Source organism: Pseudomonas sp. MONT-RG-20F-20-E-7-02, from assembly GCF_022662395.1.
In the GTDB taxonomy this organism is placed as follows: Bacteria; Pseudomonadota; Gammaproteobacteria; order Pseudomonadales; family Pseudomonadaceae; genus Aquipseudomonas.
In genome coordinates this window covers 384,620-411,028 of sequence record NZ_JAKNQN010000002.1, presented here as the reverse complement: position 1 = coordinate 411,028, position 26,409 = coordinate 384,620, and the positions used below count along the sequence as shown (strand labels likewise).

Annotated in this window: 19 protein-coding genes; 16 read left to right on the top strand and 3 right to left on the bottom strand. The window is 61.8% G+C overall.

Translation table 11 applies throughout. The features are described 5' to 3' along the window. Position 1: 1 nt before the first annotated feature. The 3 genes from L8I05_RS07110 to L8I05_RS07100 are packed head-to-tail and all read left to right on the top strand — an operon-like array spanning position 2 to position 2,916. Positions 2–1,408, top strand: coding sequence for an FAD-dependent oxidoreductase (locus L8I05_RS07110; protein ID WP_242167818.1), 1,407 nt, complete (start codon positions 2–4; stop codon positions 1,406–1,408). A gap of 26 nt (positions 1,409–1,434) precedes the next feature. Further along, positions 1,435–1,776, top strand: a complete 342-nt coding sequence (locus L8I05_RS07105; protein WP_197628257.1) for a cupin domain-containing protein — start codon at positions 1,435–1,437, stop codon at positions 1,774–1,776. 60 nt (positions 1,777–1,836) lie between these two features. Further along, positions 1,837–2,916, top strand: a complete 1,080-nt coding sequence (locus L8I05_RS07100) for a polyamine ABC transporter substrate-binding protein (protein ID WP_242167815.1) — start codon at positions 1,837–1,839, stop codon at positions 2,914–2,916. 249 nt (positions 2,917–3,165) lie between these two features. On the opposite strand, the gene L8I05_RS07095 is transcribed toward L8I05_RS07100, so the two are convergent. Beyond that, positions 3,166–3,951 carry a helix-turn-helix transcriptional regulator gene (locus tag L8I05_RS07095; protein ID WP_242167813.1) on the bottom strand — a complete coding sequence of 262 codons (786 nt, stop codon included), beginning with the start codon at positions 3,949–3,951 and terminating at the stop codon, positions 3,166–3,168. A gap of 199 nt (positions 3,952–4,150) precedes the next feature. On the opposite strand from L8I05_RS07095, the gene L8I05_RS07090 reads away from it, so the two are divergent. The 10 genes from L8I05_RS07090 (at position 4,151) to L8I05_RS07045 (ending at position 21,295) form a co-directional block, all read left to right on the top strand. Next, entirely contained in the window at positions 4,151–5,515 is a 1,365-nt protein-coding gene (locus L8I05_RS07090) for an APC family permease (RefSeq protein ID WP_242167811.1), read from the top strand. Between the two features lie 9 nt (positions 5,516–5,524). Further along, positions 5,525–6,628, top strand: coding sequence for a P1 family peptidase (locus L8I05_RS07085; protein ID WP_242167809.1), 1,104 nt, complete (start codon positions 5,525–5,527; stop codon positions 6,626–6,628). Positions 6,629–6,995: 367 nt separating this feature from the next. Then, positions 6,996–8,429 (top strand): serralysin family metalloprotease, encoded by a 1,434-nt coding sequence (locus tag L8I05_RS07080; protein WP_242167807.1) that lies wholly within the window; start codon positions 6,996–6,998, stop codon positions 8,427–8,429. Positions 8,430–8,477: 48 nt separating this feature from the next. Further along, positions 8,478–8,846, top strand: a complete 369-nt coding sequence (locus L8I05_RS07075; protein ID WP_242167804.1) for a protease inhibitor Inh/omp19 family protein — start codon at positions 8,478–8,480, stop codon at positions 8,844–8,846. 102 nt (positions 8,847–8,948) lie between these two features. Further along, entirely contained in the window at positions 8,949–10,700 is a 1,752-nt protein-coding gene (locus L8I05_RS07070) for a type I secretion system permease/ATPase (RefSeq protein ID WP_242167802.1), read from the top strand. Further along, complete coding sequence (locus tag L8I05_RS07065; protein ID WP_242167800.1) at positions 10,697–12,010, top strand: HlyD family type I secretion periplasmic adaptor subunit; 1,314 nt, start codon at positions 10,697–10,699, stop codon at positions 12,008–12,010. Before L8I05_RS07070 ends, L8I05_RS07065 begins: the two co-directional genes overlap by 4 nt. 2 nt (positions 12,011–12,012) lie before the next feature. After that, complete coding sequence (locus L8I05_RS07060) at positions 12,013–13,347, top strand: TolC family outer membrane protein (protein ID WP_159956407.1); 1,335 nt, start codon at positions 12,013–12,015, stop codon at positions 13,345–13,347. A 30-nt stretch (positions 13,348–13,377) separates the two neighbouring features. Next, entirely contained in the window at positions 13,378–16,335 is a 2,958-nt protein-coding gene (locus L8I05_RS07055; RefSeq protein ID WP_242167798.1) for an autotransporter serine protease, read from the top strand. A gap of 178 nt (positions 16,336–16,513) precedes the next feature. After that, positions 16,514–19,624, top strand: a complete 3,111-nt coding sequence (locus L8I05_RS07050; RefSeq protein ID WP_242167796.1) for an autotransporter serine protease — start codon at positions 16,514–16,516, stop codon at positions 19,622–19,624. 240 nt (positions 19,625–19,864) lie between these two features. Then, entirely contained in the window at positions 19,865–21,295 is a 1,431-nt protein-coding gene (locus tag L8I05_RS07045; RefSeq protein WP_242167794.1) for a lipase, read from the top strand. Here L8I05_RS07045 and L8I05_RS07040 read toward each other — a convergent pair whose 3' ends face one another. After that, on the bottom strand, positions 21,296–21,559 hold the full coding sequence (locus tag L8I05_RS07040; protein ID WP_232109244.1) for a hypothetical protein: 264 nt from the start codon (positions 21,557–21,559) through the stop codon (positions 21,296–21,298). A 198-nt stretch (positions 21,560–21,757) separates the two neighbouring features. Between L8I05_RS07040 and L8I05_RS07035 the strand changes: the two genes are divergently transcribed. Further along, positions 21,758–21,922, top strand: coding sequence for a hypothetical protein (locus tag L8I05_RS07035; protein ID WP_164487936.1), 165 nt, complete (start codon positions 21,758–21,760; stop codon positions 21,920–21,922). Positions 21,923–21,964: 42 nt separating this feature from the next. Here the strand turns inward: L8I05_RS07035 and L8I05_RS07030 are convergent, their stop codons facing one another. Then, on the bottom strand, positions 21,965–22,189 hold the full coding sequence (locus L8I05_RS07030) for a YgdI/YgdR family lipoprotein (protein ID WP_159956412.1): 225 nt from the start codon (positions 22,187–22,189) through the stop codon (positions 21,965–21,967). A gap of 187 nt (positions 22,190–22,376) precedes the next feature. Between L8I05_RS07030 and L8I05_RS07025 the strand changes: the two genes are divergently transcribed. Both L8I05_RS07025 and L8I05_RS07020 read left to right on the top strand, forming a co-directional pair. Next, positions 22,377–24,023: a VRR-NUC domain-containing protein gene (locus tag L8I05_RS07025; protein WP_242167792.1), complete on the top strand. Its 1,647-nt coding sequence runs from the start codon at positions 22,377–22,379 to the stop codon at positions 24,021–24,023. Continuing rightward, the gene (locus L8I05_RS07020; RefSeq protein WP_242167789.1) at positions 24,020–26,278 is read left to right on the top strand and encodes an ATP-dependent DNA helicase; all 2,259 of its coding nucleotides are present in this window, start codon (positions 24,020–24,022) and stop codon (positions 26,276–26,278) included. Before L8I05_RS07025 ends, L8I05_RS07020 begins: the two co-directional genes overlap by 4 nt. The last annotated feature ends 131 nt before the right edge of the window (positions 26,279–26,409 follow it).

Sequence of the window (26,409 nt, the reverse complement as noted above, 5' to 3'; positions counted from 1 at the left end):
CATGCCGGCATGGCGCAGTATCAGTTTATGGATGGACCAGCTGAATGACCCACTGGTGGCGCGGCCGTCCCTGGAGCATGACCTGGACGTCAACGTGGCCATCATCGGCGCCGGGTACACCGGCCTGTGGACCGCCTACTACCTGAAGCGCCAGGCGCCCGAGCTGAAAATTGCGATTATCGAGGCGCAGACCGCAGGTTTCGGCGCCTCCGGCCGCAACGGCGGTTGGTTGATGGGCAACCTGCTGGGCGAAGACCGCTTGCTGGCCGGGCTTTCGCCGCAGCAACGCCGCGCCTCCTTTGACCTGCTGCACGGTATTCCCGATGAAGTCGCCCAGGTGCTGACCCGCGAAGGCATTGACTGCGACTACCGCAAGGGCGGCGCGCTGTACTGCGCCGCGCGCTACCCCGAGCAGGAAGGCAGCCTGCGTCGCTACCTCGACAAACTCCACGCCCAGGGCCTGACTGAGGACGACTACCGCTGGCTCAGCCCACAACAGCTGGCCGAGCAAATCCGCATCGCCAGGCCTTATGGCGGCATTTATGCACCGCATGTGGCGACCATCAACCCGGCCAAGCTGGTGCGCGGCCTGGCGCGGGTGGTGGAGAGCATGGGCGTCACGATCTATGAGAACAGCCCCGTCACCCATTGGCAGTCCGGCAGCCTGCGCACCGCGAAAGCGGGTGTGCGCGCGGCTTGGGTGGTGCCGGCGGTGGAAGGCTACGCGACCACGTTGCCGCCGTTGGGCCGCTATCAGTTGCCGGTGCAAAGCCTGATTGTGGCCACCGAGCCGCTGCCCGCCAGCACCTGGGCTGAAATCGGCCTGGAGCATGGCCAGGCGTTCGGCGAAAGCAGCCGCCAGGTCACTTACGGCCAGCGCTCCGCCGACAATCGCCTGGTGTTCGGTGCCCGTGGCGGCTACCAGTTCGCCGGGAAGCTGCGTCACAACTTCGACCTGACCAGCAGCGAAGTCGAACTGCGTCGCTACCTGTTCGGCGAACTTTTCCCACAGCTCAAAAACGTGCGGATTACCCACTCCTGGGGCGGCAACCTCGGCATGTCGCGCAATTTCCGCCCGCACATGCTCTGCGACCACAAGACTGGCATCGCGTTGTCCGGCGGTTATGGCGGGGAGGGCGTAGGCGCCACCAACCTGGGCGGCCGCACCCTGGCAGACCTGATTCTGGGCCTCGACACGCCGCTCACCACCCAGCCCTGGGTGATCCGCGAGCGCGGCCTGGAGGCGCTTAAAGCCTGGGAACCCGAGCCGTGCCGTTGGTTGGGCTACAACGCGATCATTCGCAGTTTTGTCCATGAAGACCAAGTGTTGGCCAACCCCAACACCGCCCCTTGGCGCCGCAAGCTGGCAACCGGCGTGGCCGGGTTCATGGAAGGTTTCATGCACTAAGCCGTTTCACTCACACGGGAAAACCCATGAGCATCACTCACTTCAAAGACACGCTGAATGCCCACTTGCCGGACGCCTCGCCGGTGGCCGTGCCCTTGGGCGAACCCATCGCCGTGGCCTCCACCTTGAGTGTGGAACGCAGCGACGGCGTCGAAACCGGCATCTGGGCATGCACCCCAGGGCGCTGGCGTCGGCAGATCAAATCCCAGGAGTTTTGCCACTTTATCCAGGGCCGCTGCACCTTCACCCCCGACAACGGTGAAGTGGTTCACCTACAAGCTGGCGATGCACTGATGTTGCCGGCCAACAGCACTGGCATCTGGGATATCCAGGAAACCGTGCGCAAGACCTACGTATTGATTCTGTAACGCTTTGATCCTTGATCGCCTGCCATAAAAACAGCCCTAAAACCGCCAGGAAATCGAACCATGAAAGCCATTGCCCTGTTGCCCTTGATGTTGGTGGCCTCTATCAGCCAGGCCGCCGAGACGGTGAAGATCTACAACTGGTCGGACTACATTGCGCCGGACACCACCAAGAATTTCCAGAAAGAAACCGGCATCGGTTTCACCTACGACGTGTACGACAGCAACGAAACCCTCGACGGTAAGTTGATGACCGGCAAATCCGGTTACGATGTGGTGTTCCCGTCCAACCACTTCATGGCCCGGCAGATCCAGGGCGGCGCTCTGAAGAAGCTCGACAAGAGCCAGCTGCCGAACTGGAAAAACCTCAACCCGGTGCTGCTCAAGGCCCTGGAAAACAACGACCCGGGCAATGCGCACGGCTTCCCGTACCTGTGGGGCAGCACCGGCATCGGCTATAACATCGACAAGGTCAAGGCGGTGCTGGGCGACAACGCACCAGTGGATTCCTGGGACCTGATCTTCAAGCCGGAAAACATGGCCAAGTTGCAGAAATGCGGCGTGGCGATCCTCGACAACGGTCCGGAACTGCTGCCCGCAGCGCTTAACTACCTGGGCCTGCCGCACCACAGCAAAAAGGCCGATGACTACAAGAAGGCGGAAGACCTGCTGATGAAAGTGCGGCCGTACGTGGCGTACTTCCATTCCTCGAAATACACCGCCGACCTGGCCAATGGCGATATCTGCGTGGCCGTGGGCTTCTCCGGCGACATCCTGCAGGCCGAAAGCCGCGCCAAGGAAGCCAAGAACGGCGTGAACATCGGCTACAACATTCCCAAGGAAGGCGCCGCCATCTGGTTCGACATGGTCGCCATGCCCGCCGATGCGCCTGACGAAAAGGCCGGCTACGCGTTCATGAACTACCTGCTGCGCCCGGAAGTGATGGCCAGCATCACCAACTACGTGCACTACGCCAACGGCAACAGCGCGGCCGACAGCCTGGTGGACCCGGCAATCAAGGCCGACACCAAGGTGTACCCGAGCCCGGAAATGATGGGCAAGTTGTTTGCACTGGAGGCCATGCCGCTGAATATCGACCGGATTCGTACAAGGGTGTGGAACACCATTCGTACCGGGCGCTGAATAAGGTGGGAGCTGGCATTGTGGCGAGTGGGCTTACTGTGGTGAGCAGGCCTGTTGTGGGACCTGTCGTGGCGAGCGGGCTTGCCCCGCGTTGGGCTGCGAAGCAGCCCCAAAACCTGCCACTGAGAACTGCCTGATTCACCGCATTTGTCCTGACTGGGGCCGCTTCGCGCCCCAACGCGGGGCAAGCCCGCTTGCCACAACAAGCCCGCTCGCCACAACAAGTCCAAGCACTGCAAAACCGCTGAATCAGGGGTTTTCCAGATCATGCCCCAACGACTGGATAAACAACGAAAACAGCTCCGGCTGTGAGGCAATATCCAGCTTTGCGTACAGGTGTCGCCGGTGCACTTTCACGGTGTCCGGCGATATCTTCAAACGCTCGGCCATGGCCTTGGACGAGAACCCGCGCAGCACCAGGCGCGCCACTTCCAGTTCGCGCTCCGAGAGCACACCGCTGCCGAAATGGCTCAATGCATCCCTGATCTGGCTGTCCATGGCGGGCGCACGTTGGGTACTTTGCTGCCAATGCTGCTGCATCAACGGCAACACCCAGGCCGCCAGCAGCGTCATCAACCCGGTCTCCTCAACGCTGAACCGCCGCTGCATGCCCAGCGATAACGACAACGTCCCCGTACCCGGCACTTGCAGGATGAACTGCACCTCGTCCTCAAGCACGTTGTCGTGGAAGTAGTTGAGAAAGTATTCACTCTGGCGAAAATGGTCCGGTGCGACTTCCTCCAGTCGATACACGCCGCTGGCATAGCCCTCGCGGCAAGCCTGGTAAAACGGGTCGAGCAAATACAGGCCATTGAGGTACACCAGCATCGACGCCGGTTTACTGCTCGGCTGGGCGTCGTATTCCTCCAGGGCCTGGGGCGGGCCGTCGGCAGGGTAGAAAATCGCCAGTGCGTTATCGAACGGCAGGCATTGGTGCAGCAACAACACCAGTTGTTTCCAGAACCGCTCGGTGCCGATGTGCGCGACGGTGCGGCCCAGGCCCGCGTGCATGCCGACCTCTCTGAACAGGCTCATATCACAGGCTCCCACCCTCAAAATATCGTCCAAGGGTTCGGCTTTTGGCGCGTACCGTCAAGGGGAGTACGCCAATAGGGGAATTGGCCGGGCTGCACGCAGCGTTTACTTTCTCGACCATCGAGTGGGAAACATATCCCGCAACCGTCAGACCTTTCGTTTCTGCCTCACACCAAAAACAACGACAGAGGATAACGATATGAGTGCTTCCCCCGCGCCAGACGGCGTGCTCAAACCCACGCTGAGCGTGTTCGATGTGGTCGCCATCACCGTTTCCGCGGTAACGCCGGCCAGTTCCGTGTTTGTGATTGCCCCGTTTGCCATCCAGCAAGCGGGCAGTGGTGTGTTCCTGGCGTTTGTGATGGCCGGCTTGCTCGCGTTGATGTTCGCCTTCTGCTACGCGGAGCTGGGCCGCGCGCACAACAGTGCCGGTGGCGAATACGTTTACGCCAAGCGGGTGTTTGGTGGCATGGCCGGGTATGCCACGTTCCTGACCGTTTTGGTGATGTTGCTGTTTATCCCACCGGTGTTGGCCACCGGCGCGGCGACGTACCTGAACAATGCCCTGGGCACTCAATTCGATTCGCAAACCGTGGCCCTGGTCATTGTGGTGTGCAGCTACGCGCTGGGCATCCTCAATATCAAGCTAAACGCCTGGATCACCGGCACGTGCTTGTTGCTGGAAATCGCCGCGCTGCTGGTGATTGTGTGCATCGGCTTCGGTAATCCGGTGCAGCCGGCCAGCGTGTTGTTTCAACCGCAGATCGTCGAAAACGGCGTGCTGCACCTGGCGCCGTGGGGCTTGGTGATCGGCGCGATCGGTATTGGGTTGTTCTCGTACAACGGTTACGGGCCCGCCGTGTTGTTGGCCGAAGACATGAAGTGCGGTGGCAAAGGCGTGCACAAGGCGGTGTTGTGGTCGTTGGGGCTGGTGGTGGTGATCGAACTGGTGCCCATCACCGCGCTGTTGATCGGCGCGCCGTCGCTGAGTGCGATGATCAGCAGCCCGGACCCGATCGGCTACCTGCTGACCAGCCACGGCAATGAAACGCTGTCGCGGCTGGTCAGCGCGGGGATCTTCCTCTCAGTGTTCAACGCGATTGTCGCCATCGTCATCCAGATTGGCCGTGTGGTGTTCAGCAGCGGCCGCGATGCGCTGTGGACGCCGCGCATCAACACGTTGTTCACGCGTATTCATCCGCGTTGGGATTCGCCGTGGCTGGCGACCTTGTTCCTGGCCATTCCCTCGGCGCTGTTGAGTTTCAGCTCCAACCTGGCGGACCTCACGTCCTTCAGCGTGTTGCTGATCATGCTGGTGTACCTGGCGGTGGCCTTGTGCGCACTGATGAGCCGGGTGCTGCTGCGTGACCGCGAGCATCCCTATCGCATGCCGTTGTGGCCGCTGCCGGCGCTATTGGCGGTGCTGGGCGCCGGTTACCTGCTGGTCACCTTGATCTACGCTGCGTCAGTGCGCGACATCATGATCATCATCGGTTTGCTCGCGCTGTCGGTGATTTTGTATTGCATCAGTGGCCGGTTGAGTCCGGCGTATCAAAAATTGTAAGGAGTGGGTATGCGTGCACGTCAATTGGGCATTACGTTGGGGCTGGGCACACCCGGCGAATTGAATGCCATCACCGATGTTCCGGGCGTTCGGGTCGGCCACAGTACGCTCAACACGCGTATCGACGGCAAACAGGTGCGCACCGGCGTCACCGTGGTGCAGCCGCGCGCGGGCGAGGCGCGGCACCAGCCGTGCTTTGCCGGTTATCACGTACTCAACGGCAATGGCGATGCCACCGGCCTTGAGTGGATCAGTGAAGCCGGGTTGCTGACCACGCCCGTGGCCATCACCAACACCCACAGCCTCGGCATTGTGCGTGACACCTTGATCGCCCTGGAGCGCGAGCGCCTGGCGGACTCTGCGGTGTACTGGTGCATGCCGGTGGTGATGGAAACCTATGACGGCCTGCTCAACGATATCTGGGGCCAGCACGTCAAGCCTGAGCATGTACGCCAGGCGCTGGATAACGCCGAGAGTGGCCCGGTGCAGGAAGGCGCAGTGGGCGGCGGCACCGGGATGATCTGCCATGAGTTCAAGGGCGGCATCGGCACCGCGTCACGGCGCTTGCCGGCCGAGCAGGGCGGCTGGACCGTCGGCGTGCTGGTGCAGGCCAACCACGGCAAGCGTCAGGAACTGCGGGTCGACGGTTACCCGGTGGGCCGCCACTTGATGGGCATTGCTTCGCCGTTCGCCGCGCGTGGCACGCCGGGCATGGGCTCGATTGTGGTGATCATCGCCACCGACGCGCCCTTGCTGCCGCACCAATGTCAGCGCCTGGCGCAACGCGCCTCGATTGGCATTGCCCGCACCGGCGGTGGCACCGAGGACTCCAGTGGCGACCTGTTCCTGGCGTTCGCCACCGGCAACCGCGAGCTGCCACCGGCCGATTACGGGCGCAAGAACCTGCCGCTGAGCAGCGCGTTGCAGATGCTCAACAACGACCATATTTCGCCGTTGTTCAGCGCAGCGGCGGAGGCGGTGGAGGAGGCGATCATCAACGCCATGCTGGCCGGCGAGGACATGACCACCGAGGATGGCGTCAAGGTCCCCGGCCTGGCGGACGAGACCTTATTGGCCGCACTAAACAAGTGCGGCTGGAGCGTGTCCCCGTAATAGGGGGCAACTCTAATTAATTATCTAAGTAGTGGCTCTTTAATGTCGCCAATGACACCGTGACAATATATTGGATCCATTATTCAAGTGCGCCGCTCAAGTTGAGCGGCTTTACTGCTATTTAATATTTAAATACCACTCGGGCCGGCGCTTTTGCGCAAACGCAGTTGTCCCCAATAAACACTGCCTGCGACTTCCTGAAGTTGAATCCACGTCACATTTTCATCGCGGAAATATTTGTAGACGAAAGATTTCAAGTTGTGTCAGTTTCGATACGCCTTCAAAAGAGGCGAGTGATAGGACGATCTCGCCCGCGGGGTTCCTATCGACCAAAGACTGATGCACTTGCAAACAAGGAAGTACGTTTATGTCAAAAGTAAAAGACAAAGCTATTGTTTCTGCCGCGCAAGCCAGCACTGCTTACTCGCAAATCGATAGCTTCAGCCATCTGTATGACCGTGGCGGAAACCTCACGGTCAATGGCAAACCGTCCTGGACGGTGGATCAGGCAGCGGACCACCTGCTGCGTGATGGCGCCTCGTACAAAGATGTGAACCACAACGGCAAGATCGATCTGACCTACACGTTCCTGACCTCGGCTTCCTCGGCGACCATGAACAAACATGGCATCTCCGGGTTCAGCCAGTTCAACGCCCAGCAGAAAGCACAGGCCGTACTGGCCATGCAATCCTGGGCGGATGTCGCCAACGTGAGCTTTACCGAAAGCGCTTCGGGCGGCGACACGCACATGACCTTCGGCAACTACAGCGGCGGCCAGGACGGCGCAGCAGCCTTCGCCTACCTGCCCGGCACCGGCGCAGGCTACGACGGCACGTCGTGGTACCTGACCAACAGCAGCTACACGCCGAACAAGACCCCGGACGTGAACAACTACGGCCGGCAGACCCTGACCCACGAAATCGGCCACACCCTGGGCCTGGCGCACCCTGGCGACTACAACGCCGGGACCGGCAACCCTTCGTACAAAGACGCGGACTATGGACAGGACACGCGTGGCTACAGCGTCATGAGTTACTGGAGCGAGAGCAACACCAACCAGAACTTCACCAAAGGCGGCGTCGAGGCCTATGCTTCCGGCCCGCTGATCGACGACATTGCCGCGATCCAGAAGCTCTACGGTGCCAACTACAGCACCCGCGCCGGTGACACCACCTACGGTTTCAACTCCAACACCGGGCGCGATTTCTACAGCGCCACCTCCAATGCCGACAAGCTGGTGTTCTCGGTATGGGACGGCGGTGGCAATGACACCCTGGACTTCTCCGGCTTTACCCAAAACCAGAAGATCAACCTCAACGAGGGCTCGTTCTCCGACGTTGGCGGCCTGGTGGGCAACGTGTCCATCGCCAAGGGCGTGACCGTCGAGAACGCGTTCGGTGGTGCGGGCAACGACCTGATTATTGGTAACAACGCCGCCAATATCATCAAAGGCGGTGCCGGCAACGACATCATCTACGGGGGTGGCGGTGCTGACCAACTGTGGGGCGGCGCCGGCAACGACACGTTTGTGTTCGGTGCCAGCTCCGATTCCAAGCCAGGTGCAGCCGACAAGATCTTTGACTTCACCTCGGGTTCGGACAAGATCGACCTGTCCGGCATTACCAAAGGTGCAGGCCTGACCTTCGTCAACGCGTTCACCGGCCATGCCGGCGACGCGGTGCTGAGCTATGCCTCGGGGACTAACCTGGGCACTTTGGCCGTGGACTTCTCCGGGCACGGCGTGGCGGATTTCCTCGTCACCACCGTTGGCCAGGCGGTTGCCAGCGACATCGTAGCGTGATGTAAAGCGCGCGGCGCTCCGGCGCCGCGCTCTAGGATGGAGCAGAAGATGGCGCGTTTTTCTCATCTGATCGCCTGTGCTTCACAGGTGGTGTTCATGTCGGCAGGAGCCCACGCAATGGCTAGCAGTCAAGTTTTACCCAGCGCCGCCCAATTGGCCGGGCACTGGCAGTTGCACCAGCAGGATCAGGTGTGCGCGTTGGACCTGTTGGACCAGCCAAACGCGTTGGCCGGTGATGTTGCCTGCGCAGAACAATGGCTGGGCCAGAAACCCCTGAGCTGGACACCGACCCCGGACGGAATCTGGCTGATGAATGCCGAAGGCACCGGCATTATCCATTTGAACCGTGAAAAAGACGGCGAATATAAAGGGCAGACGTCTTCGATCCCCGAAGTTGTGCTGCAACGAACACCCTAATTAAAAGTTATAAACATATAACTCGATTTTAATAGTTGGCCGCCCTTATTTGGGGCGCGGGTAACTATTGCGCGTAATTTGTTTCAGGGAAGATCATACGATATGGCGAAGTCCCATGCGGTTGCGCCCTTATTCCGGGCGTTGGGTGAATACAAGAGTATTTTGATCAGCATTGGCTGTTTCACCGCATTGATTAACCTGTTGATGCTGGTGCCGTCGATTTACATGCTGCAAGTGTATGACCGCGTGTTGTCCTCCCAGAATGAAACCACCCTGGTGATGTTGACGCTGATGGTCGTGGGCTTCTTTGCCTTTATCGGCACGCTGGAAGTGCTGCGCAGTTTTATCGTGATCCGCATCGGCAGCCAATTGGAACGGCGTTTCAACTTGCGCGTGTACAAAGCCGCGTTTGAACGCAACCTGCTGCGCGGCCAGGGGCATGCCGGGCAATCGCTGGGCGACCTCACCGTGATCCGCCAATTCATCACCGGGCCGGCGCTGTTCGCGTTTTTCGATGCGCCGTGGTTTCCCATCTACCTCTTCGTGATTTTCCTCTTCAACGTATGGCTCGGCGTGCTGGCCACGGCAGGCGCCGTGTTGCTGATTGCGCTGGCCTGCCTGAATGAATACCTGACCAAAAAGCCCTTGGGCGAGGCGGGCGCGTTTTCCCAACAGTCCACTCAGTTGGCCACCAGCCATTTGCACAACGCCGAAACGATCCAGGCCATGGGCATGCTCGGCGCGTTGCGCAAACGCTGGTTCGCGGTGCACTCGCAATTCCTCGGTTACCAGAACAAGGCCAGCGACACCGGCTCGGTGATCACTTCGCTGAGTAAATCCCTGCGCCTGTGCCTGCAATCGTTGGTGCTGGGCCTGGGCGCCTTTTTGGTGATCAAGGGCGATATGACCGCCGGGATGATGATCGCCGGTTCCATCCTGATGGGCCGCGTGCTCAGCCCCATCGACCAGTTGATTGCGGTGTGGAAGCAGTGGAGTTCGGCCAAGTTGGCGTATCAGCGGCTCGATGATTTGCTGCGTGAATTCCCGCCGGAAGTCGAACCCATGGCCTTGCCGGCGCCCAACGGCCAGGTGAGTTTCGAGCAGGTCAGCGCAGGCCCGCCCGGGCGGCGCATGGCGACCTTGCAGCAAGTGAGCTTCAACCTCGGCGCCGGCGAAGTGCTTGGCGTGCTGGGTGCGTCGGGTTCGGGTAAATCCACCCTGGCCCGCGTGCTGGTCGGTGTGTGGCCCACCCTGGCCGGCACCGTGCGCCTGGACGGCGCCGACATTCACCGCTGGGACCGCGACGACCTCGGCCCGCATATCGGCTACTTGCCCCAGGACATCGAACTGTTCAGCGGCAGCATCGCCGACAACATCGCGCGTTTTCGCGATGCCGACCCGGAACTCGTGGTGAAAGCCGCGCAGCAAGCCGGTGTGCACGAGCTGATCCTGCGCCTGCCACAGGGTTACGACACGGTGCTGGGCGACAACGGCGGCGGCCTGTCCGGTGGCCAGAAACAACGCGTGGCCCTGGCCCGCGCGCTATACGGCGGGCCGCGTTTGATTGTGCTGGATGAGCCCAACTCCAACCTCGACACCGTCGGCGAAGCGGCACTGGCCAGTGCCATCGTGCAGATGAAGGCCCAGGGCAGCAGCGTGGTGCTGGTGACGCACCGGTCCTCGGCGTTGGCCCAGGCCGACAAGTTGCTGGTGCTCGACGACGGCCGTTTGCAGGCGTTCGGGCCGAGCCAGGAAGTGCTGCGCGCGTTGTCAGGCCAGCAGGAAGCGCCCAAGGAAAAGCCTGGGGTGAGTTTCAGTCGTCAGTACCAAGCCGGAAGGAATCCAGGCGCATGAGCAGCCTTACCGTTGAGCCACGCTTTAAAGAACGCGATGCCGGGTTTTTCGTAAAAATGAGTTGGCTGCTGACCATCGTCGGCGCCGGCGGCTTTTTCCTTTGGGCCAGCCTCGCCCCACTCGACCAAGGCATCCCGGTGCAAGGCACGGTGGTGGTGTCGGGCAAGCGCAAGGCCGTGCAAACCTTCAGCCCCGGCGTGGTCAGCCGGATCCTGGTGAAGGAGGGCGAACTGGTCAAACAGGGCCAGCCGCTGTTTCGCCTCGACCAGACCCAGAACCAGGCCGATGTGCAATCGCTGCAAGCCCAGTACCGCATGGCCTGGGCCAGTGCGGCGCGTTGGCAGAGCGAGCGCGACAACCGTTCCAGCATCGTCTTTCCGGCCGAACTGAGCGCTAACCCCGACCCGGCACTGGCGCTGGTGCTGGAAGGCCAGCGCCAATTGTTCAGCAGCCGCCGCGAAGCGTTTGCCCGTGAACAAGCGGGGATTCGCGCCAATATCGACGGCGCCACCTCGCAACTGAATGGCATGCGCCGCGCGCGCAGTGACTTGTCGGCCCAGGCCCAATCCCTGCGCGATCAACTGGCCAACCTGCAGCCTTTGGCCGACAACGGCTATATCCCGCGCAACCGCCTGCTCGATTACCAGCGTCAACTGTCCCAGGTGCAGCAGGACCTGGCACAGAACACCGGCGAAAGCGGCCGCGTGGAGCAGGGCATCCTTGAGTCACGCCTGAAGTTGCAGCAGCACAGCGAGGAATATCAAAAGGAAGTGCGCAGCCAATTGGCCGACGCACAACTGCGCAGCTTGACCCTTGAGCAGCAACTCACCTCGGCCGGGTTCGACCTGCAGCACAGCGAAATCAACGCGCCGGCCGATGGTATTGCGGTCAACCTCAGCGTGCACACCGAAGGCGCCGTGGTGCGTGCCGGTGAAACCCTGCTGGAAATCGTGCCCCAGGGCACACGCCTGGAAGTGGAAGGACGTTTGCCGGTGAACCTGGTGGATAAGGTCGGCACCCACTTGCCGGTGGACATTCTCTTCACCGCCTTCAACCAGAGCCGCACCCCGCGTGTGCCCGGCGAAGTCAGCCTGATTTCCGCCGACCAGATGCTCGATGAAAAGACCGGCCAGCCGTACTACGTGCTGCGCACCACCGTCAGCGAGGCCGCGCTGGAGAAACTGCATGGCCTGGTGATCAAGCCGGGCATGCCCGCTGAGATGTTCGTGCGCACCGGCGAGCGCTCGCTGCTCAATTACCTGTTCAAGCCGCTGCTGGATCGCGCCGGCTCTGCGTTGACCGAGGAATGAGCATGAAGTCGGTGTGCCTTTCTCTGTGTTTGCTGTGCGGGTCGGCCCAGGCGGCCATGGGCCCGTTTGATGTCTACGAGCAAGCGTTACGTAACGACCCGGTGTTTCTCGGCGCGATCAAGGAGCGCGATGCCGGCCTGGAAAACCGCACCATCGGCCGCGCCGGGCTGCTGCCGAAGCTGTCGTACAACTACAACAAGGGCCGCAACAACTCCGAAGCGCACCTGCCGGACGGGCGCGGCGGCACCTATCGCGACGACCGCAACTACAACAGTTATGGCTCGACCTTCAGCCTGCAACAGCCGTTGTTCGACTACGAAGCCTATGCCAACTACCGCAAGGGCGTGGCCCAGTCGCTGTTTGCCGATGAAAGTTTTCGCGACAAGAGCCAGGCCCTGCTGGTGCGGGTGCTGAGCTATTACACCCAGGCGTTGTTCGCCCAGGACCAGATCGACATCGCCCGCGCCAAGAAGAAGGCCTTCGAGCAGCAGTTCCAGCAAAACCAGCACTTGTTCCAGCAAGGCGAGGGCACGCGCACCGACATTCTCGAAGCCGAATCGCGTTACGAGCTGGCCACCGCCGAAGAGATCCAGGCGCTGGATGAGCAAGATGCGTCGTTGCGCGAACTGGGCGCGTTGATCGGTGTGCAGAGCGTCAACATCAACGACCTGGCGCCGCTGAACCAAAGCTTTGCCGCCTTCACCCTGACCCCGGCCAACTACGACACCTGGCATGAACTGGCGATCAGCAATAACCCCACGCTGGCGTCTCAGCGCCAGGCCGTGGAAGTGGCGCGTTATGAAGTGGAACGCAACCGCGCCGGGCATTTACCCAAGGTCACCGCGTTTGCCAGCTCGCGCAAGCAGGAGTCCGACAGCGGCAACACCTACAACCAGCGCTACGACACCAACACCATCGGCATTGAAATCAGCGTGCCGTTGTATGCCGGTGGCGGCGTTTCGGCGTCCACCCGCCAGGCCAGCCGCGGCATGGAACAGGCCGAGTACGAGCTGGAAGGCAAGACCCGCGAAACCCTGATCGAGCTGCGTCGCCAGTTCAGTGCGTGCCTGTCGGGCGTGAGCAAATTGCGCGCGTACCAAAAGGCCCTGACCTCGGCCGAAGCGCTGGTGGTGTCGACCAAGCAAAGCATCCTCGGCGGCGAGCGGGTCAACCTCGACGCGCTGAATGCCGAGCAGCAGCTGTACACCACCCGCCGCGACCTGGCCCAGGCGCGTTACGACTATTTGATGGCCTGGACCAAATTGCACTACTACGCGGGCAACTTGCGCGACACCGACCTGGCGAAAGTCGACGAGGCCTTCGGCCCGGTGAAATGAGCACTTATAAAAACAATAAGGATGGTTTAGATGATCACCGATTCACCGCGCTTCAAACCGTTTACCGCGGGCTCCTTGCTCCTGTTGTCCGTTGCGGCACAGGCGCAATACACCGAGACCGGCCAACCGGGTAACCCCGCCAGCTGGCGTTCCGCCGAGTACCAGAGCGACTGGGGCCTGGATCGCATGAAAGCGAATGATGCCTATGCCGCCGGCATCAGCGGCAGCGGGGTGAAGATCGGCGCGTTGGACTCCGGGTTCGATGCCGATCACCCGGAAGCCTCCAAAGACCGTTTTCACCCGGTGACCGCCACCGGCACCTATGTGGATGGCAGCCCCTTCAGCACCACCGGTGCGCTCAACCCCAACAACGACTCCCACGGCACCCACGTCACCGGCACCATGGGCGCGGCCCGCGACGGCGTAGGCATGCACGGCGTGGCCTACAACGCGCAAGTCTATGTGGGCAATACCAACGCCAACGACAGCTTCCTGTTCGGCCCGACGCCGGACCCCAAATACTTCAAGGCGGTGTACAGCGCGTTGGTAGATTCCGGTGTGCGCGCCATCAACAACAGTTGGGGCAGCCAGCCGCCGAATGTCAGCTACCAGACCCTCGGCGACCTGCACGCGGCCTACGCCCAGCATTACAACCAAGGCACCTGGCTGGATGCGGCAGCGGATGTGGCCAAGGCCGGTGTGATCAATGTGTTCAGCGCCGGCAACAGCGGCTACGCGAATGCCAGCGTGCGTTCGGCGCTGCCGTATTTCCAGCCGGAACTGGAAGGCCATTGGCTGGCCGTGTCGGGCCTGGACAAGGCGAATAACCAGAAATACAACAAGTGCGGCATCGCCAAGTACTGGTGTATTTCCACCCCCGGCGCGTTGATCAACAGCACCGTGCCCGGCGGCGGTTATGGGGTGAAATCCGGCACCTCGATGTCAGCGCCGCATGCCACGGGCGCGTTGGCGCTGGTGATGGAGCGCTACCCGTACATGAACAACGCGCAAGCGCTGCAGGTGCTGTTGACCACCGCCACGCAGCTCGACGGCTCGATCACCCAGGCACCCAATGCCATCGTCGGCTGGGGCGTGCCGGACCTCGGCCGGGCGATGCACGGGCCGGGGCAATTGCTCGGGGCGATGGACGTAAACCTGGCGGCCGGGCAGGGCGATGTGTGGAGCAATGGCATCTCCGACCAGGCGTTGCTGCAGCGCCAGGCCGAAGACCGCGCCGAGCACACGGCCTGGCAACAGACGCTGATCGACAAAGGCTGGCAAAACGGTGTGGCCGCCAACGCCAGTCAGCAGGACCAGACCGACTACGCGGTCGGCACCGCGCGCGACCTGGCTGCCGGGAACCGTGTGTATGAAGGCAGCCTGATCAAATCCGGCGCCGGCAGCTTGCTGCTCAGCGGCGACAGCACCTATCGCGGCCCGACCACTGTCAACGGCGGCCTGTTGGCGGTAAACGGTTCGTTGACCTCGGCAGTGACCGTGAATGACAGCGGCACCCTCGGCGGTTCCGGGCGGATCGCGGCGTTGTCGGTGAACAGCGGCGGCCGCGTCGCGCCGGGCAATTCCGTCGGCACGTTGAACGTGGCAGGCGATGTGAACCTCGGCGCCGGCTCCACCTATGCGGTAGAACTCACGCCCACCAGCAGCGACCGCATTGTCGCCGGTGGCAAGGCCCTGCTCGGCGGCGGCACCGTGACCCTGGCGCTGGAAAACAGCCCCACGCTGCTCAGCCAAAGCCAGGCGCAAAGCCTGATTGGCCGCCAGTACAGCATCCTGCAGGCCGCCGGTGGCATTCAGGGCCAGTTTGGTCAGGTGTTGCCGAACTACCTGTTCGTGGGCGGCACCCTCGACTATGCGGCCAACGGCGTGCAGTTGGCCGTGGTGCGCAACGACGCCACGTTTGCCAGCGTCGCTGCCACGCGTAACCAGCGCAATGTCGCCGCTGCCGCCGAGCAACTGGGCGCGGGTAACCCGGTGTACGAAAGCCTGTTGCAGTCGGATTCACGCGCCGCTGCCCAGCAAGGCTTGCAGCAGTTGTCCGGCGAAATCTACCCGGCGATTGGCGCGATGTTGATCAACGACAGCCTGCAACTGCGCGATGCGGTGGGCGAGCGCCTGCGCCATGTGCCGGTCAACGGCGAAAGCAACCTGTGGCTCAAGGCGCTGGGTGCCTGGGGCAAGACCGACAGCCGCAGCGAAACGGCGGGCTCGACGACTTCGATTGGCGGGCTGCTGGCCGGGGTCGACGGCGCGCTGGACGAGCAGACCCGCGTGGGTGTGGTGGCCGGTTACAGCGACAGCGCGTTGAACATGGGCAGCGGCACACATTCCTCGGCGTCCATCGACAGCTATCACTTTGGTGCGTATGCCGGGCGTGAGCTGGGCGACTGGCGCGTCAGCGTCGGCGGCGCCTACAGCTGGCATCGCGGTGATGTGAAGCGTGACCTGCAATACGGCGAGGTCAGCGGCAAACAAAAGGCCAAGCTCGACGCGCGCACGGCCCAGCTGTTTACAGAAGCGGCTTACCGCATTCGCTTGCAGCCGCTGACGCTGGAACCGTTCGCCAACCTGGCTTATGTGCATCTGGACAGTGATTCGTTTCACGAAAAAGGCGATGCGGCGGCGCTGGAACGTGGCAGTGATCGACGTGATGCGGTGCTCGGCACGCTCGGTGTGCGGGCCTTGAAAACCTTGCCGCTCAATGACCATCAGCAGTTGGAGCTGTCCGGCTCGTTGGGCTGGCAGCACAGCCTGACGGCGGTTGAATCCGAAGAGCATTTGGCGTTTGAAGCAGGCGGGCCGTCATTTGCCGTGCGCAGTTCGCCGTTGCTGCGCGATGCGGCGTTGGTGGGTGTGCAGGCGAGTTTGGCGTTGAGCCCGAGCACGCGGGTCAACCTGGATTACACCGGGCAGTTGGGTGGGCGGGAGAACACCCAGGGCGTGGGGTTGAGCCTGAACTGGCAGTTCTGAGTTGAACAGGATCGTTCCCACGCTCTGCGTGGGAATGCAGGCCCGGACGCTCTGCGTCCAACCCGTGACGCAGAGCGTCACCAGAGGCGTTCCCACGCGGAGCGTGGGAACGATCAGCGGGTGTCTGGCAGAAATCGATTTCCAAAAAAGTGCAATAAGAAAACTAAGGAAGGTCACCGTGAACAAACGCAAGTCAGGGTTAATTACCGCCACTCACACAGGCCCGGGCTACCCGCTCAAGGCTTTGAGCTGCGTGCCATACGGCGCGTTGCTGTGCTGCCTGGCAAGCCTGGGGACCGCCCAGGCCGCGCCCTATGTGGAAACCGGCAAGTTGGGCGACGCCGCCAGTTGGCGCAGCGATGAGTTCAAGGCCGATTGGGGGCTGGGCGCTGTGCATGCCGACGCGGCCTATGCCGCCGGCTACACCGGCAAGGGCGTCAAGCTGGGCATTTTCGACCAGCCGGTGTACGCCCAGCACCCGGAATTCGCCAGCCCCGGCAAGGTGGTGACGATCGTCACCGAGGGCATTCGCCAGTACACCGACCCGTATATTCCGGTGAAGGCCGGCGATGCGTTTCGCTACGACGGTACGCCGTCCCTGGGCTCCAACGGCAAGCTGGGTAACCACGGCACCCACGTCGGCGGTATTGCCGCAGGCAACCGCGACGGCGGGCCGATGCACGGCGTGGCGTTCAACGCGCAGATCATCAGCGCCGAAAACGGTGACCCAGGCCCGGAAGACGGGATCATCCTTGGCAACGACGGCGCGGTGTACAAGGCCGGTTGGGATGCCCTGGTCGCCAGCGGTGCGCGGATCATCAACAACAGTTGGGGTATCGGCATCGGCGACCAGTACGCCAAGGGCGGCCGCGATCCGGCGTTCCCGAATTTCACCGTCAATGAAGCGCAGGCGCAGTTCAATAACATCCGGCCGATCCTCGGCACGATTGCCGGTGGCGCGTATCAAGGTGCAATCGACGCGGCCCGCAGTGGCGTGCTGACGATCTTTGCCGCGGGTAACGACTACAACCGCAACAACCCGGATGCGATTTCGGGCCTGGCGTACTTTGTGCCGGAGATTGCACCGAACTGGCTGTCGGTGGCGGCGTTGCAGCAAAACCCCAACACCGCGAGCCCCGATCCGTATGTGATCAGCACCTTCTCTTCGCGCTGCGGTTATGCGGCGAGTTTTTGCGTGTCGGCCCCCGGCACCAAGATCTACAGCTCGATCATCAACGGCACCAGCCTGGAAAACCTCACCACCGACTACGCCAACTTCAACGGCACCTCGATGGCTGCGCCACACGTGGCCGGCAGTGCGGCGGTGCTGATGGAGCGCTTCCCGTACATGAACGGCGAGCAGGTCTCGACGCTGCTGAAAACCACCGCCACCGACCTCGGCGCGCCGGGCATCGACTCGTTGTATGGCTGGGGCATGATCAACCTGGGCAAGGCCGTCAACGGGCCGGGCATGTTTATCACCGCCGAGGATATTCCGGCTGAGTTTCGTATCGACGGCGCGTATGGCAGCGGCCAATTCGTTGCGGACCTGCCCGGCATCGGCGCCGTGGTGGACGCCGGCAAACCGACCCAACGGATTTGCACCGACGTGCACTGCGGGCGGGACGTGTGGAGCAATGACATCGCTGGCCACGGCGGCCTGACCAAGCAAGGCATTGGTACGCTGGTGCTGACCGGCACCAACACCTACAGCGGCCCGACCTTGGTCAACCAAGGCTTGTTGGCGATCAATGGCTCGCTGACCTCCGACGTCACCGTCAGCCAGAGCGGCAAAGTGGGGGGCTCGGGGCAGATCGGCTCGCTGACCGCGAAAAGCGGCGGCACCGTGGCGCCGGGCAACTCCATCGGCACCTTGAACGTGGCCGGCAATGTGACCTTCGACGCCGGTTCTACTTACGCGGTGGAGCTGTCGCCGACCAGCAGCGACCGCATTGTCGCGGGCGGCACGGCCACGCTGAATGGCGGCACCGTGACCCTGGCGCTGGAAAACAGCCCGACCCTGCTGACCAGCGCACAAGCGCAGAGCTTGATCGGGCGCCAGTACAACATCCTGCAAGCCGCCGGTGGCATTACCGGCAGCTTCGGTTCGGTGCTGCCGGATTACCTGTTCATCGGTGGCACGCTGAACTACGCGGCCAACGGCGTGCAGCTGGATGTTGTGCGCAGCGCCAACAGCTTCGCCAGTGCGGCGGCTACGCCAAACCAGCGTGCAGTGGCGGCGGCGACCGAGCAATTGGGCGCGGGCAATGCGGTGTATGAAAGCGTGCTGCTGGCGCCAAACGCGGCCTCGGCCCAGGGCGCGTTCCAGCAACTGAGCGGCGAAATCTACCCGGCGCTGGAGACTGCGCTGGTCAATGACAGCCGTTATGTGCGTGAAGCGGTGGGCGAGCGCCTGCGCAATGGCGAGATGGGCGCGAGCAGCCAGACCGTCGACAGCCGTGGCAACGTGTGGGTCAAGGCGCTGGGCGCGTGGGGCAAGACCGACAGCCGCAGCGACACGGCGGGCTACACCACCTCCGTCGGCGGCATGCTCGCCGGCGTGGATGGCGCGCTGGACGATGCCACCCGCATCGGTGTGGTCGCCGGTTACAGCGACACCTCGTTGAACATGGGCGATGGCACCCACAGCCGTGCATCGGTGGACAGCTACCATTTCGGCGCGTACGCCGGGCATGAGATCGGCGCCTGGCGCCTGAGTGGCGGCGCGACCTATAGCTGGCACCGAGCAGATGTGAAGCGCGAGCTGCAATACGGCGATGTGGCCGGCAAGCAGAAAGTCAAAGTGGACGCCAACAGCACGCAGGTGTTCGGTGAGGCGGCGTACCGCGTCAATCTGCAGCCGCTGGCCCTGGAGCCGTTCGCCAACCTGGCGTACGTGCACCTGGACACCGATGGGTTTACCGAGAAGGGTGATGCGGCTGCGTTGAAAGGTCATGACGACACTCGCGATGTGGTGCTGAGCACCTTGGGCATGCGTGCGTTGAAGACCTTTAATGTGAATGATCACCAGCAGTTGGAGGTGTCTGGCACCTTGGGCTGGCAGCACAATTTGAGCAGCACGGATTCCGAGCAGCACCTGGCGTTTGCTTCGGGCGGTCCTTCGTTCGCGGTGGAAAGTGCGCCGATGGTGCGCGATGCGGCGCTGGTTGGGGCGCGGGTCAGCTTGGCGTTGAGCAAGGATGCGCGGGTGAATTTTGACTACAACGGCCTGTTGGCCAGCAAGGAGAAAGTGCACGGGGTGGGGTTGAGCCTCGACTGGGCGTTCTAAGGGGTAAATGTGGGAGCAGGGCTTTATTTGAGAGCAGGGTGTGTGGGAGCCGGGCTTGCCCGCGATGCAGGCACCCTGGTGTGTCAGTGAGACTGAGGTGATGCCATCGCAGGCAAGCCAGCTCCCACATAAGCCAGCTCTCAGATAAATCCAGCTCCCACATAAATCAGCTCCCACATGGGGCTGTGGATACAGGTGTTTTCGCTTTCTCGACAAATTCAACAACAGAGAGGCAGTACCATGGGTATCTTTGACTATAAAAACCTCGGTTCCGAGGGCTCAAAAGCGTTGTTCGCCGATGCCATGGCGATCACGTTGTATTCCTATCACAACCTGGATAACGGCTTTGCCGTGGGTTATCAGCACAATGGGCTGGGCTTGGGTTTGCCGGCGACGTTGGTGGGGGCGTTGCTCGGCAGCACGGATTCACAAGGGGTGATTCCGGGCATTCCGTGGAACCCCGACTCGGAAAAAGCCGCCCTTGAAGCGGTGCAAAAAGCCGGGTGGACGCCCATCAGCGCCAGCGCCCTTGGCTATGGCGGCAAGGTTGACGCACGCGGCACGTTCTTCGGCGAAAAAGCCGGCTACACCACGGCGCAGGTCGAGGTGCTGGGCAAGTACGATGACGCGGGCAAATTGCTTGAAATCGGCATCGGTTTTCGGGGCACCTCGGGGCCACGGGAAACCTTGATCAGCGACGCCATCGGCGACCTGATCAGCGACTTGCTCGCGGCTTTGGGCCCCAAGGATTACGCAAAAAATTACGCCGGCGAAGCCTTCGGTGGCTTGCTCAAGAATGTCGCTGACTTTGCCGGCGCCCATGGCCTGACCGGCAAGGACGTGGTGGTCAGCGGCCACAGCCTGGGCGGCCTGGCGGTCAACAGCATGGCGGACTTGAGTACTAACAAGTGGGCGGGGTTCTATAAGGATTCCAACTACGTGGCCTACGCCTCGCCGACCCAGAGTGCCGGCGACAAGGTGCTCAATATCGGTTATGAAAACGACCCGGTGTTCCGCGCGCTGGACGGTTCATCCTTCAACCTGTCGTCGTTGGGCGTGCATGACAAACCCCACGAATCGACCACCGACAATATCGTCAGCTTCAACGACCACTACGCCTCGACGTTGTGGAATGTGCTGCCGTTTTCCATCGTCAACCTGCCGACCTGGGTCTCGCACCTGCCCACGGCGTATGGCGATGGCATGACGCGTATCCTCGAGTCCGGCTTCTACGACCAGATGACCCGCGACTCTACGGTGATCGTCGCCAACCTGTCCGACCCGGCGCGGGCCAACACCTGGGTGCAGGACCTCAACCGCAATGCGGAACCCCACAAGGGCAACACGTTCATTATCGGCAGTGACGGCAATGATTTGATCCAGGGCGGCAAGGGCGCCGACTTTATCGAAGGCGGCAAGGGCAATGACACGATCCGCGACAACAGCGGGCACAACACCTTTCTGTTCAGCGGCCACTTTGGCAATGACCGCGTGATTGGCTACCAGCCCACCGACAAGCTGGTGTTCAAGGACGTGGCGGGGAGCACCGACCTGCGTGACCACGCGAAGGTGGTCGGCGCCGATACGGTGCTCACCTTTGGCGCCGACTCGGTAACGTTGGTCGGCGTCGGGCATGGCGGCCTGTGGGCCGATGGCGTCAGCATCGGCTGATCAATGCCAGTGCTGCCCCCGCCAGCCACCGCCCCAATACGGCCGGTGGGGGTAGCCATAACCGTAGCCGTAGACGTGGTGCGGGTAGTAATAGGGGCGCGGGCCGTAACCCCAATGCCCGTAATACACCGGTGGTGGCGGCTGTTGCACCACGATCACCCGTGGCGGCTGGCGAATGATAATGGTGTCGGCAAAGGCCGGCGCACTGGCCAATGCCGCCAGGGCCAGGGGGATGAGTGCAAGCGCGCGAATTGTCCGGGACATGAGTGCCATGGCCGTCTTTCTCCGTTCTACCGCCTTCGAAGATGAAGGCGGCTTATCGGTTAAACGCCACAGCGCTGGAAAACCTTCGGTAAATAAATCTTCATCGATCAGCGGCACAATACGGCGACGGATTGCCTGGGCCTCACACGTTTAATGACTGCCTGCGAGATGTTTCGCGCGTCATGTGAGGAGCTGAGCATGTCCCGACTTCGATTGCTGCTATGCGCCTTGGTGCTGCTGGGGTTGGGCGGGTGTGCGGTGTATCCGGCCTATCCGGGCCCATGCTGCTACCGTCCGTACTACCACTCGTACTATTACCATCCCTACTATCACCCGTATTACCACCCGTACTATCGGTACTGAAACCCCCAACAAAAAGCCCCGCATCTGCGGGGCTTTTTGTTATCACTTTTCGTTGCGTACCGTCGCGACGTCGGCGGCCTTCACGCGAATGTGCTTGCCGGCAATGTCCGTGAACTCATAGAAACCGTCGGCTGTTTTGGTGTTCGGGGTGTCCTTGGTCAAATACTGTGTGCCATTTTGCAGTGTCACCACGGTTTGCGTCGCGCAACCGGTCAATAGCAGAAAAGTGAGTGCAACCAGCGGCAGACCCAAATTCTTCATGTTCATAACCCTTACTTTTAACCCTGAAAAATCCCGCGCCAGGCGCTGCGGGCCATAAATGTTACGCCACCCACAGAGCTATCTGATCACTTTTATAAGAAAAGTTGCGTGCGCCATTTATCTATTACCGATTGCAACAAGCGCTTTGCGGCGGCACTCTGTATGCATAACCAGTATTTGATCAGCGCGCGACATGGCCAACCCCCTCGACGATCCCTTGTATTACCTGCATAACTTCCGCCAAGTGCTGCACTGGCTGGGGCAGCGCTATGCCGATTTGCTCGATGCGGACGAACAGCATTTCATTCAGCAATTTGACAGGTTACCGCAAGCATCCCAGGCACTTTTGGTGCGCATGGTCATGCGCAAGGGCGTGCACTTTCGTGCGAGCAAACTCAATTACCTCGAGATCGGTTGCACCCGAACGGCGGCGTTGGCACTGGTCGAGCAGGGTTGGGTCGATGACCAAGGCCTGTTGGAGTTCGAGGCGCTGTTTGCGTTGCTGCAAAAAGGCGAAATCCTCTCCGCCTTCAAGCCCTGGATTGACCAGCCCAAAGGCAACAAGGCTGACTGGCTTGAGCCGCTGGCGGCGCAGTTCACGCAGGCGCGCAGCTTTGCCCAATGGTGCCCGGACCTCGGCGATACGCTCTACAGCCTCAGCGTGATGGACCTGTGTGACCGCCTGCGGCTGATGTTCTTCGGCAATCTGCACCAGGATTGGTCGGAGTTCGTGCTGGCTGACCTGGGCATCTACACCTATGAAAAAGTCGCGTTCTGCGCCGAGTCCCGCGGCTTGCGCACGCGGGACGATGTGCACGGGTTTGTGTTCCTGCACCAGTGCCAGCAAGCCTTTGAAGCCGCAGAGGCGCTGGACGAAGTGCTGGCACAGGTCGCGACGCTGACCACCGACAACCCCTGGCTGGAAAAACGTCGGGCCAAGCTGTTGTTCCAGATCGGCCAATATTGCGAGCGCAGCGCCGAATTGGCGTTGGCCGCGCAGATCTACCGCGACTGCGCCTATCCCGGCGCGCGCTCGCGGCTGATTCGCGTGTTGGAGCGTCAGGAAGATTACCCGCAAGCCATGGCCCTGGCGTGCGCCGCGCAACGTGCCCCGGAAAGCGCCGCCGAACAGCAGCATATGCTGCGTGTGCTGCCACGCCTGCGGCGCAAGCTCGGCGAACCGGCATTGCCTAAAACCAAGCCGCGTCCCGTCACGCGGCTGGACTTGGCACTGGCGATTCCTGAGCCGTTGATGTCGGTGGAATATTGCGTGCAGGCCCACCTGAGCGAGCCCGATGCGCCGGTGCATTACGTCGAGAATGGCCTGATCAATTCGCTGTTCGGGTTGTTGTGCTGGGAAGCGATTTTTGCGCCATTGCCCGGATCGTTTTTCCACCCGTTCCAGCGCGGGCCGGTGGATTTGCACAGCGAGGATTTCCAGCAGCGCCGCGCGCCGTTGTTCGCGGCCTGTTTCCAACAGCTGGCAGATGAGCGTTACAAAGCCACCATCCGCCAACGCTACGTGGAGAAGTGGGGCATTCAGTCGCCGTTCGTTTTCTGGAACCTGCTCAGCGAAGAGCTGCTTGAGCAAGCCCTGGCCTGCCTGCCCGCCGAACACCTGCGCTACTGGTTTGAACGGCTGCTGCTGGACATCCGCGCCAACCGCACGGGCATGCCCGACCTGATCCAGTTCTGGCCCGCGCAAAAAACCTACCGCATGATCGAGGTCAAAGGCCCCGGCGATCGCCTGCAAGACAACCAGCTGCGTTGGCTGGAGTTCTGTGGCGAATACCAGATGCCGGTCACCGTCTGTTATGTGCGCTGGGCAGAAACCGCTTGAGCTACAGCGTCGCGGTGCGGGCGCTGTGCGAGTTCACCGCCAAGGTCGGCGACCTCGACCTGCGATTCACGCCGTCGCCCAGCGCCCAGGAAGGCATCGTCGGGCATCGCACGGTCGCTTCACGGCGCAGCGCGCATTACCAGAATGAAGTCGCCCTGGAAGGTGAATACCAGCAGCTCAAGGTGCGGGGCAGGGCAGACGGCTACGACCCGGACAGCAACCGCCTGGAAGAAGTGAAAACCTATCGTGGCGACCTCGACGCCCAACCGGCCAACCACCGGCAACTGCATTGGGCACAGGTCAAGGTCTATGGCTGGTTGATGTGCCAGAAGCTCGGCCTCAGCGAGATCGACCTGGCGCTGGTGTACTTCGACATCGTCGGCGAAGGCGAAACCCTGCTCAACCAGCGCTTTCAAGCGCCCGACCTGGAACTGTTCTTCAACCAGCAATGCGCGCTGTTCCTTGGCTGGGCCCGCGAGGAAATGCAGCATCGCAACGCACGCAACAGTGCCGCGCAGACGCTGGCGTTTCCTCATGCCGACTTTCGCCCCGGCCAGCGCTCGCTGGCCGAATCGGTCTACAAAGCGGTCAGCACTGGCCGTTGCCTGATGGCCCAGGCGCCCACCGGCATTGGCAAGACCATCGGCACGATTTTCCCCCTGCTCAAGGCCCTGGCGCCGCAGCAACTGGACAAGGTGCTTTTCCTCACCGCCAAGACCCCTGGCCGCAAGTTGGCCCTGGATGCCGCCCAAGTCCTCTACGACAGCCGCCCCGATTTGCCGCTGCGGGTACTCGAACTGGTCGCGCGCGACAAGGCCTGCGAGCATTTGGACAAAGCCTGCCACGGTGATTCCTGCCCTTTGGCCAAGGGCTTTTACGACCGCCTGCCGGCCGCACGCACGGCTGCTTCCAAGGTGCGCCTGCTCGACCAGCGCAACCTGCGCGACGTGGCCTTGGCCCACGACGTTTGCCCGTATTACCTGAGCCAGGAAATGGCGCGCTGGACTGACCTGGTGGTCGCTGACTACAACTACTATTTTGACTTTGGCGCCATACTGTTCGGCCTGGCCCAATTAAACCAGTGGCGCGCCGCCGTGCTGGTGGACGAAGCCCATAACCTGGTGGAACGCGCCCGTTCGATGTACAGCGCGAGCCTCGACCAATACAGCCTCAAGACTGTGCGCGACACTGCGCCCGAGCCGCTGAAAAAACCTCTGCAACGCCTCAATCGCGAATGGAACGCCCTGCACAAGGACCAGCTCGCGCCGTACCAGGCCTATGCAACCAAGCCCGACAAACTGCTGCAGGCCTTGAGCCTGTGCACCAGTGCCATGGGCGATTACTTCAACGATCACCCCGAAGCCCTGAGCGGCGACCTGCAAGCCTTGTATTTCGAGGCATTGCAGTTTGCCAAGGTCGCCGAGCTGTTCAACGAGCACTTCATCTTTGATATCAGCAAGCGCCAGTTCGGCGGCAAGCGCAGCGCTTCCACCCTGTGCCTGCGCAATGTGGTGCCCGCCGAATTTATCCGGCCCCGCCTGACTGCCGCGCGCAGCAGCGTGCTGTTCTCCGCGACATTGAGCCCACGGCACTATTACGCCGACTTGCTCGGCCTGCCGGCGGATACCGCGTGGATCGATGTGGAGTCGCCGTTCAAGGCTGAGCAACTGCACGTGCGCATCGTCGATGAAATCTCCACACGCTTTGTGCATCGCGAGGCTTCGCTGGCGCCGATAGTCGACTTGATCGCCCGACAATTTGCGCAGAAACCCGGCAACTACCTGGCGTTTTTCTCGAGCTTTGATTACCTGCAACAAGTGGCGCAGTTGATGGCCGAGCGGCACCCGCAGATTGCGCTGTGGCTGCAGTCGCGCGGCATGGCCGAGGCCGAGCGGCAAGGCTTTCTCGACCAGTTCACCCAACATAGCCAGGGCATCGGTTTTGCCGTGCTGGGCGGCGCGTTTGGGGAAGGCATTGATTTGCCAGGGGCGCGCTTGATCGGGGCGTTTATCGCCACCCTCGGGTTGCCGCAACTGAACCCGATCAATGAGCAGATGAAGGCGCGGATGGGCTCGATTTTTGGGTCCGGGTATGACTACACCTACTTGTATCCGGGTATTCAGAAAGTGGTGCAGGCGGCGGGCCGGGTGATCCGCAGCCAGCAGGATGAAGGCGTGGTGATGCTGATTGACGACCGATTTGGCGAGGCGCGGGTGCGGCAATTGCTGCCGCGATGGTGGGTGCCGGTTAATTGAGTTTCATGTTTTTTTTGGGGGGGGGGCTGGCATTCAGTTTTTTGGGACTGCTGCGCAGTCCAGCGCGAGCAAGCTCGCTCGCCACGGGGTTTGTGGTGTTGCTTTTGGCTATATTCTTTTTCGGATGCCGG

What these genes read in the sequence shown, in the direction of transcription:
- L8I05_RS07070 (WP_242167802.1), top strand. Translation starts at nt 8,949, where the DNA reads ATGGCGAAGTCCCATGCGGTTGCGCCCTTATTCCGGGCGTTGGGTGAA.
- L8I05_RS07065 (WP_242167800.1), top strand. Translation starts at nt 10,697, where the DNA reads ATGAGCAGCCTTACCGTTGAGCCACGCTTTAAAGAACGCGATGCCGGG.
- L8I05_RS07100 (WP_242167815.1), top strand. Translation starts at nt 1,837, where the DNA reads ATGAAAGCCATTGCCCTGTTGCCCTTGATGTTGGTGGCCTCTATCAGC.
- L8I05_RS07040 (WP_232109244.1), bottom strand. Translation starts at nt 21,559, where the DNA reads ATGTCCCGGACAATTCGCGCGCTTGCACTCATCCCCCTGGCCCTGGCG.
- L8I05_RS07035 (WP_164487936.1), top strand. Translation starts at nt 21,758, where the DNA reads ATGTCCCGACTTCGATTGCTGCTATGCGCCTTGGTGCTGCTGGGGTTG.
- L8I05_RS07060 (WP_159956407.1), top strand. Translation starts at nt 12,013, where the DNA reads ATGAAGTCGGTGTGCCTTTCTCTGTGTTTGCTGTGCGGGTCGGCCCAG.
- L8I05_RS07075 (WP_242167804.1), top strand. Translation starts at nt 8,478, where the DNA reads ATGGCGCGTTTTTCTCATCTGATCGCCTGTGCTTCACAGGTGGTGTTC.
- L8I05_RS07055 (WP_242167798.1), top strand. Translation starts at nt 13,378, where the DNA reads ATGATCACCGATTCACCGCGCTTCAAACCGTTTACCGCGGGCTCCTTG.
- L8I05_RS07030 (WP_159956412.1), bottom strand. Translation starts at nt 22,189, where the DNA reads ATGAACATGAAGAATTTGGGTCTGCCGCTGGTTGCACTCACTTTTCTG.
- L8I05_RS07085 (WP_242167809.1), top strand. Translation starts at nt 5,525, where the DNA reads ATGCGTGCACGTCAATTGGGCATTACGTTGGGGCTGGGCACACCCGGC.
- L8I05_RS07105 (WP_197628257.1), top strand. Translation starts at nt 1,435, where the DNA reads ATGAGCATCACTCACTTCAAAGACACGCTGAATGCCCACTTGCCGGAC.
- L8I05_RS07080 (WP_242167807.1), top strand. Translation starts at nt 6,996, where the DNA reads ATGTCAAAAGTAAAAGACAAAGCTATTGTTTCTGCCGCGCAAGCCAGC.
- L8I05_RS07025 (WP_242167792.1), top strand. Translation starts at nt 22,377, where the DNA reads ATGGCCAACCCCCTCGACGATCCCTTGTATTACCTGCATAACTTCCGC.
- L8I05_RS07095 (WP_242167813.1), bottom strand. Translation starts at nt 3,951, where the DNA reads ATGAGCCTGTTCAGAGAGGTCGGCATGCACGCGGGCCTGGGCCGCACC.
- L8I05_RS07045 (WP_242167794.1), top strand. Translation starts at nt 19,865, where the DNA reads ATGGGTATCTTTGACTATAAAAACCTCGGTTCCGAGGGCTCAAAAGCG.
- L8I05_RS07090 (WP_242167811.1), top strand. Translation starts at nt 4,151, where the DNA reads ATGAGTGCTTCCCCCGCGCCAGACGGCGTGCTCAAACCCACGCTGAGC.
- L8I05_RS07110 (WP_242167818.1), top strand. Translation starts at nt 2, where the DNA reads ATGCCGGCATGGCGCAGTATCAGTTTATGGATGGACCAGCTGAATGAC.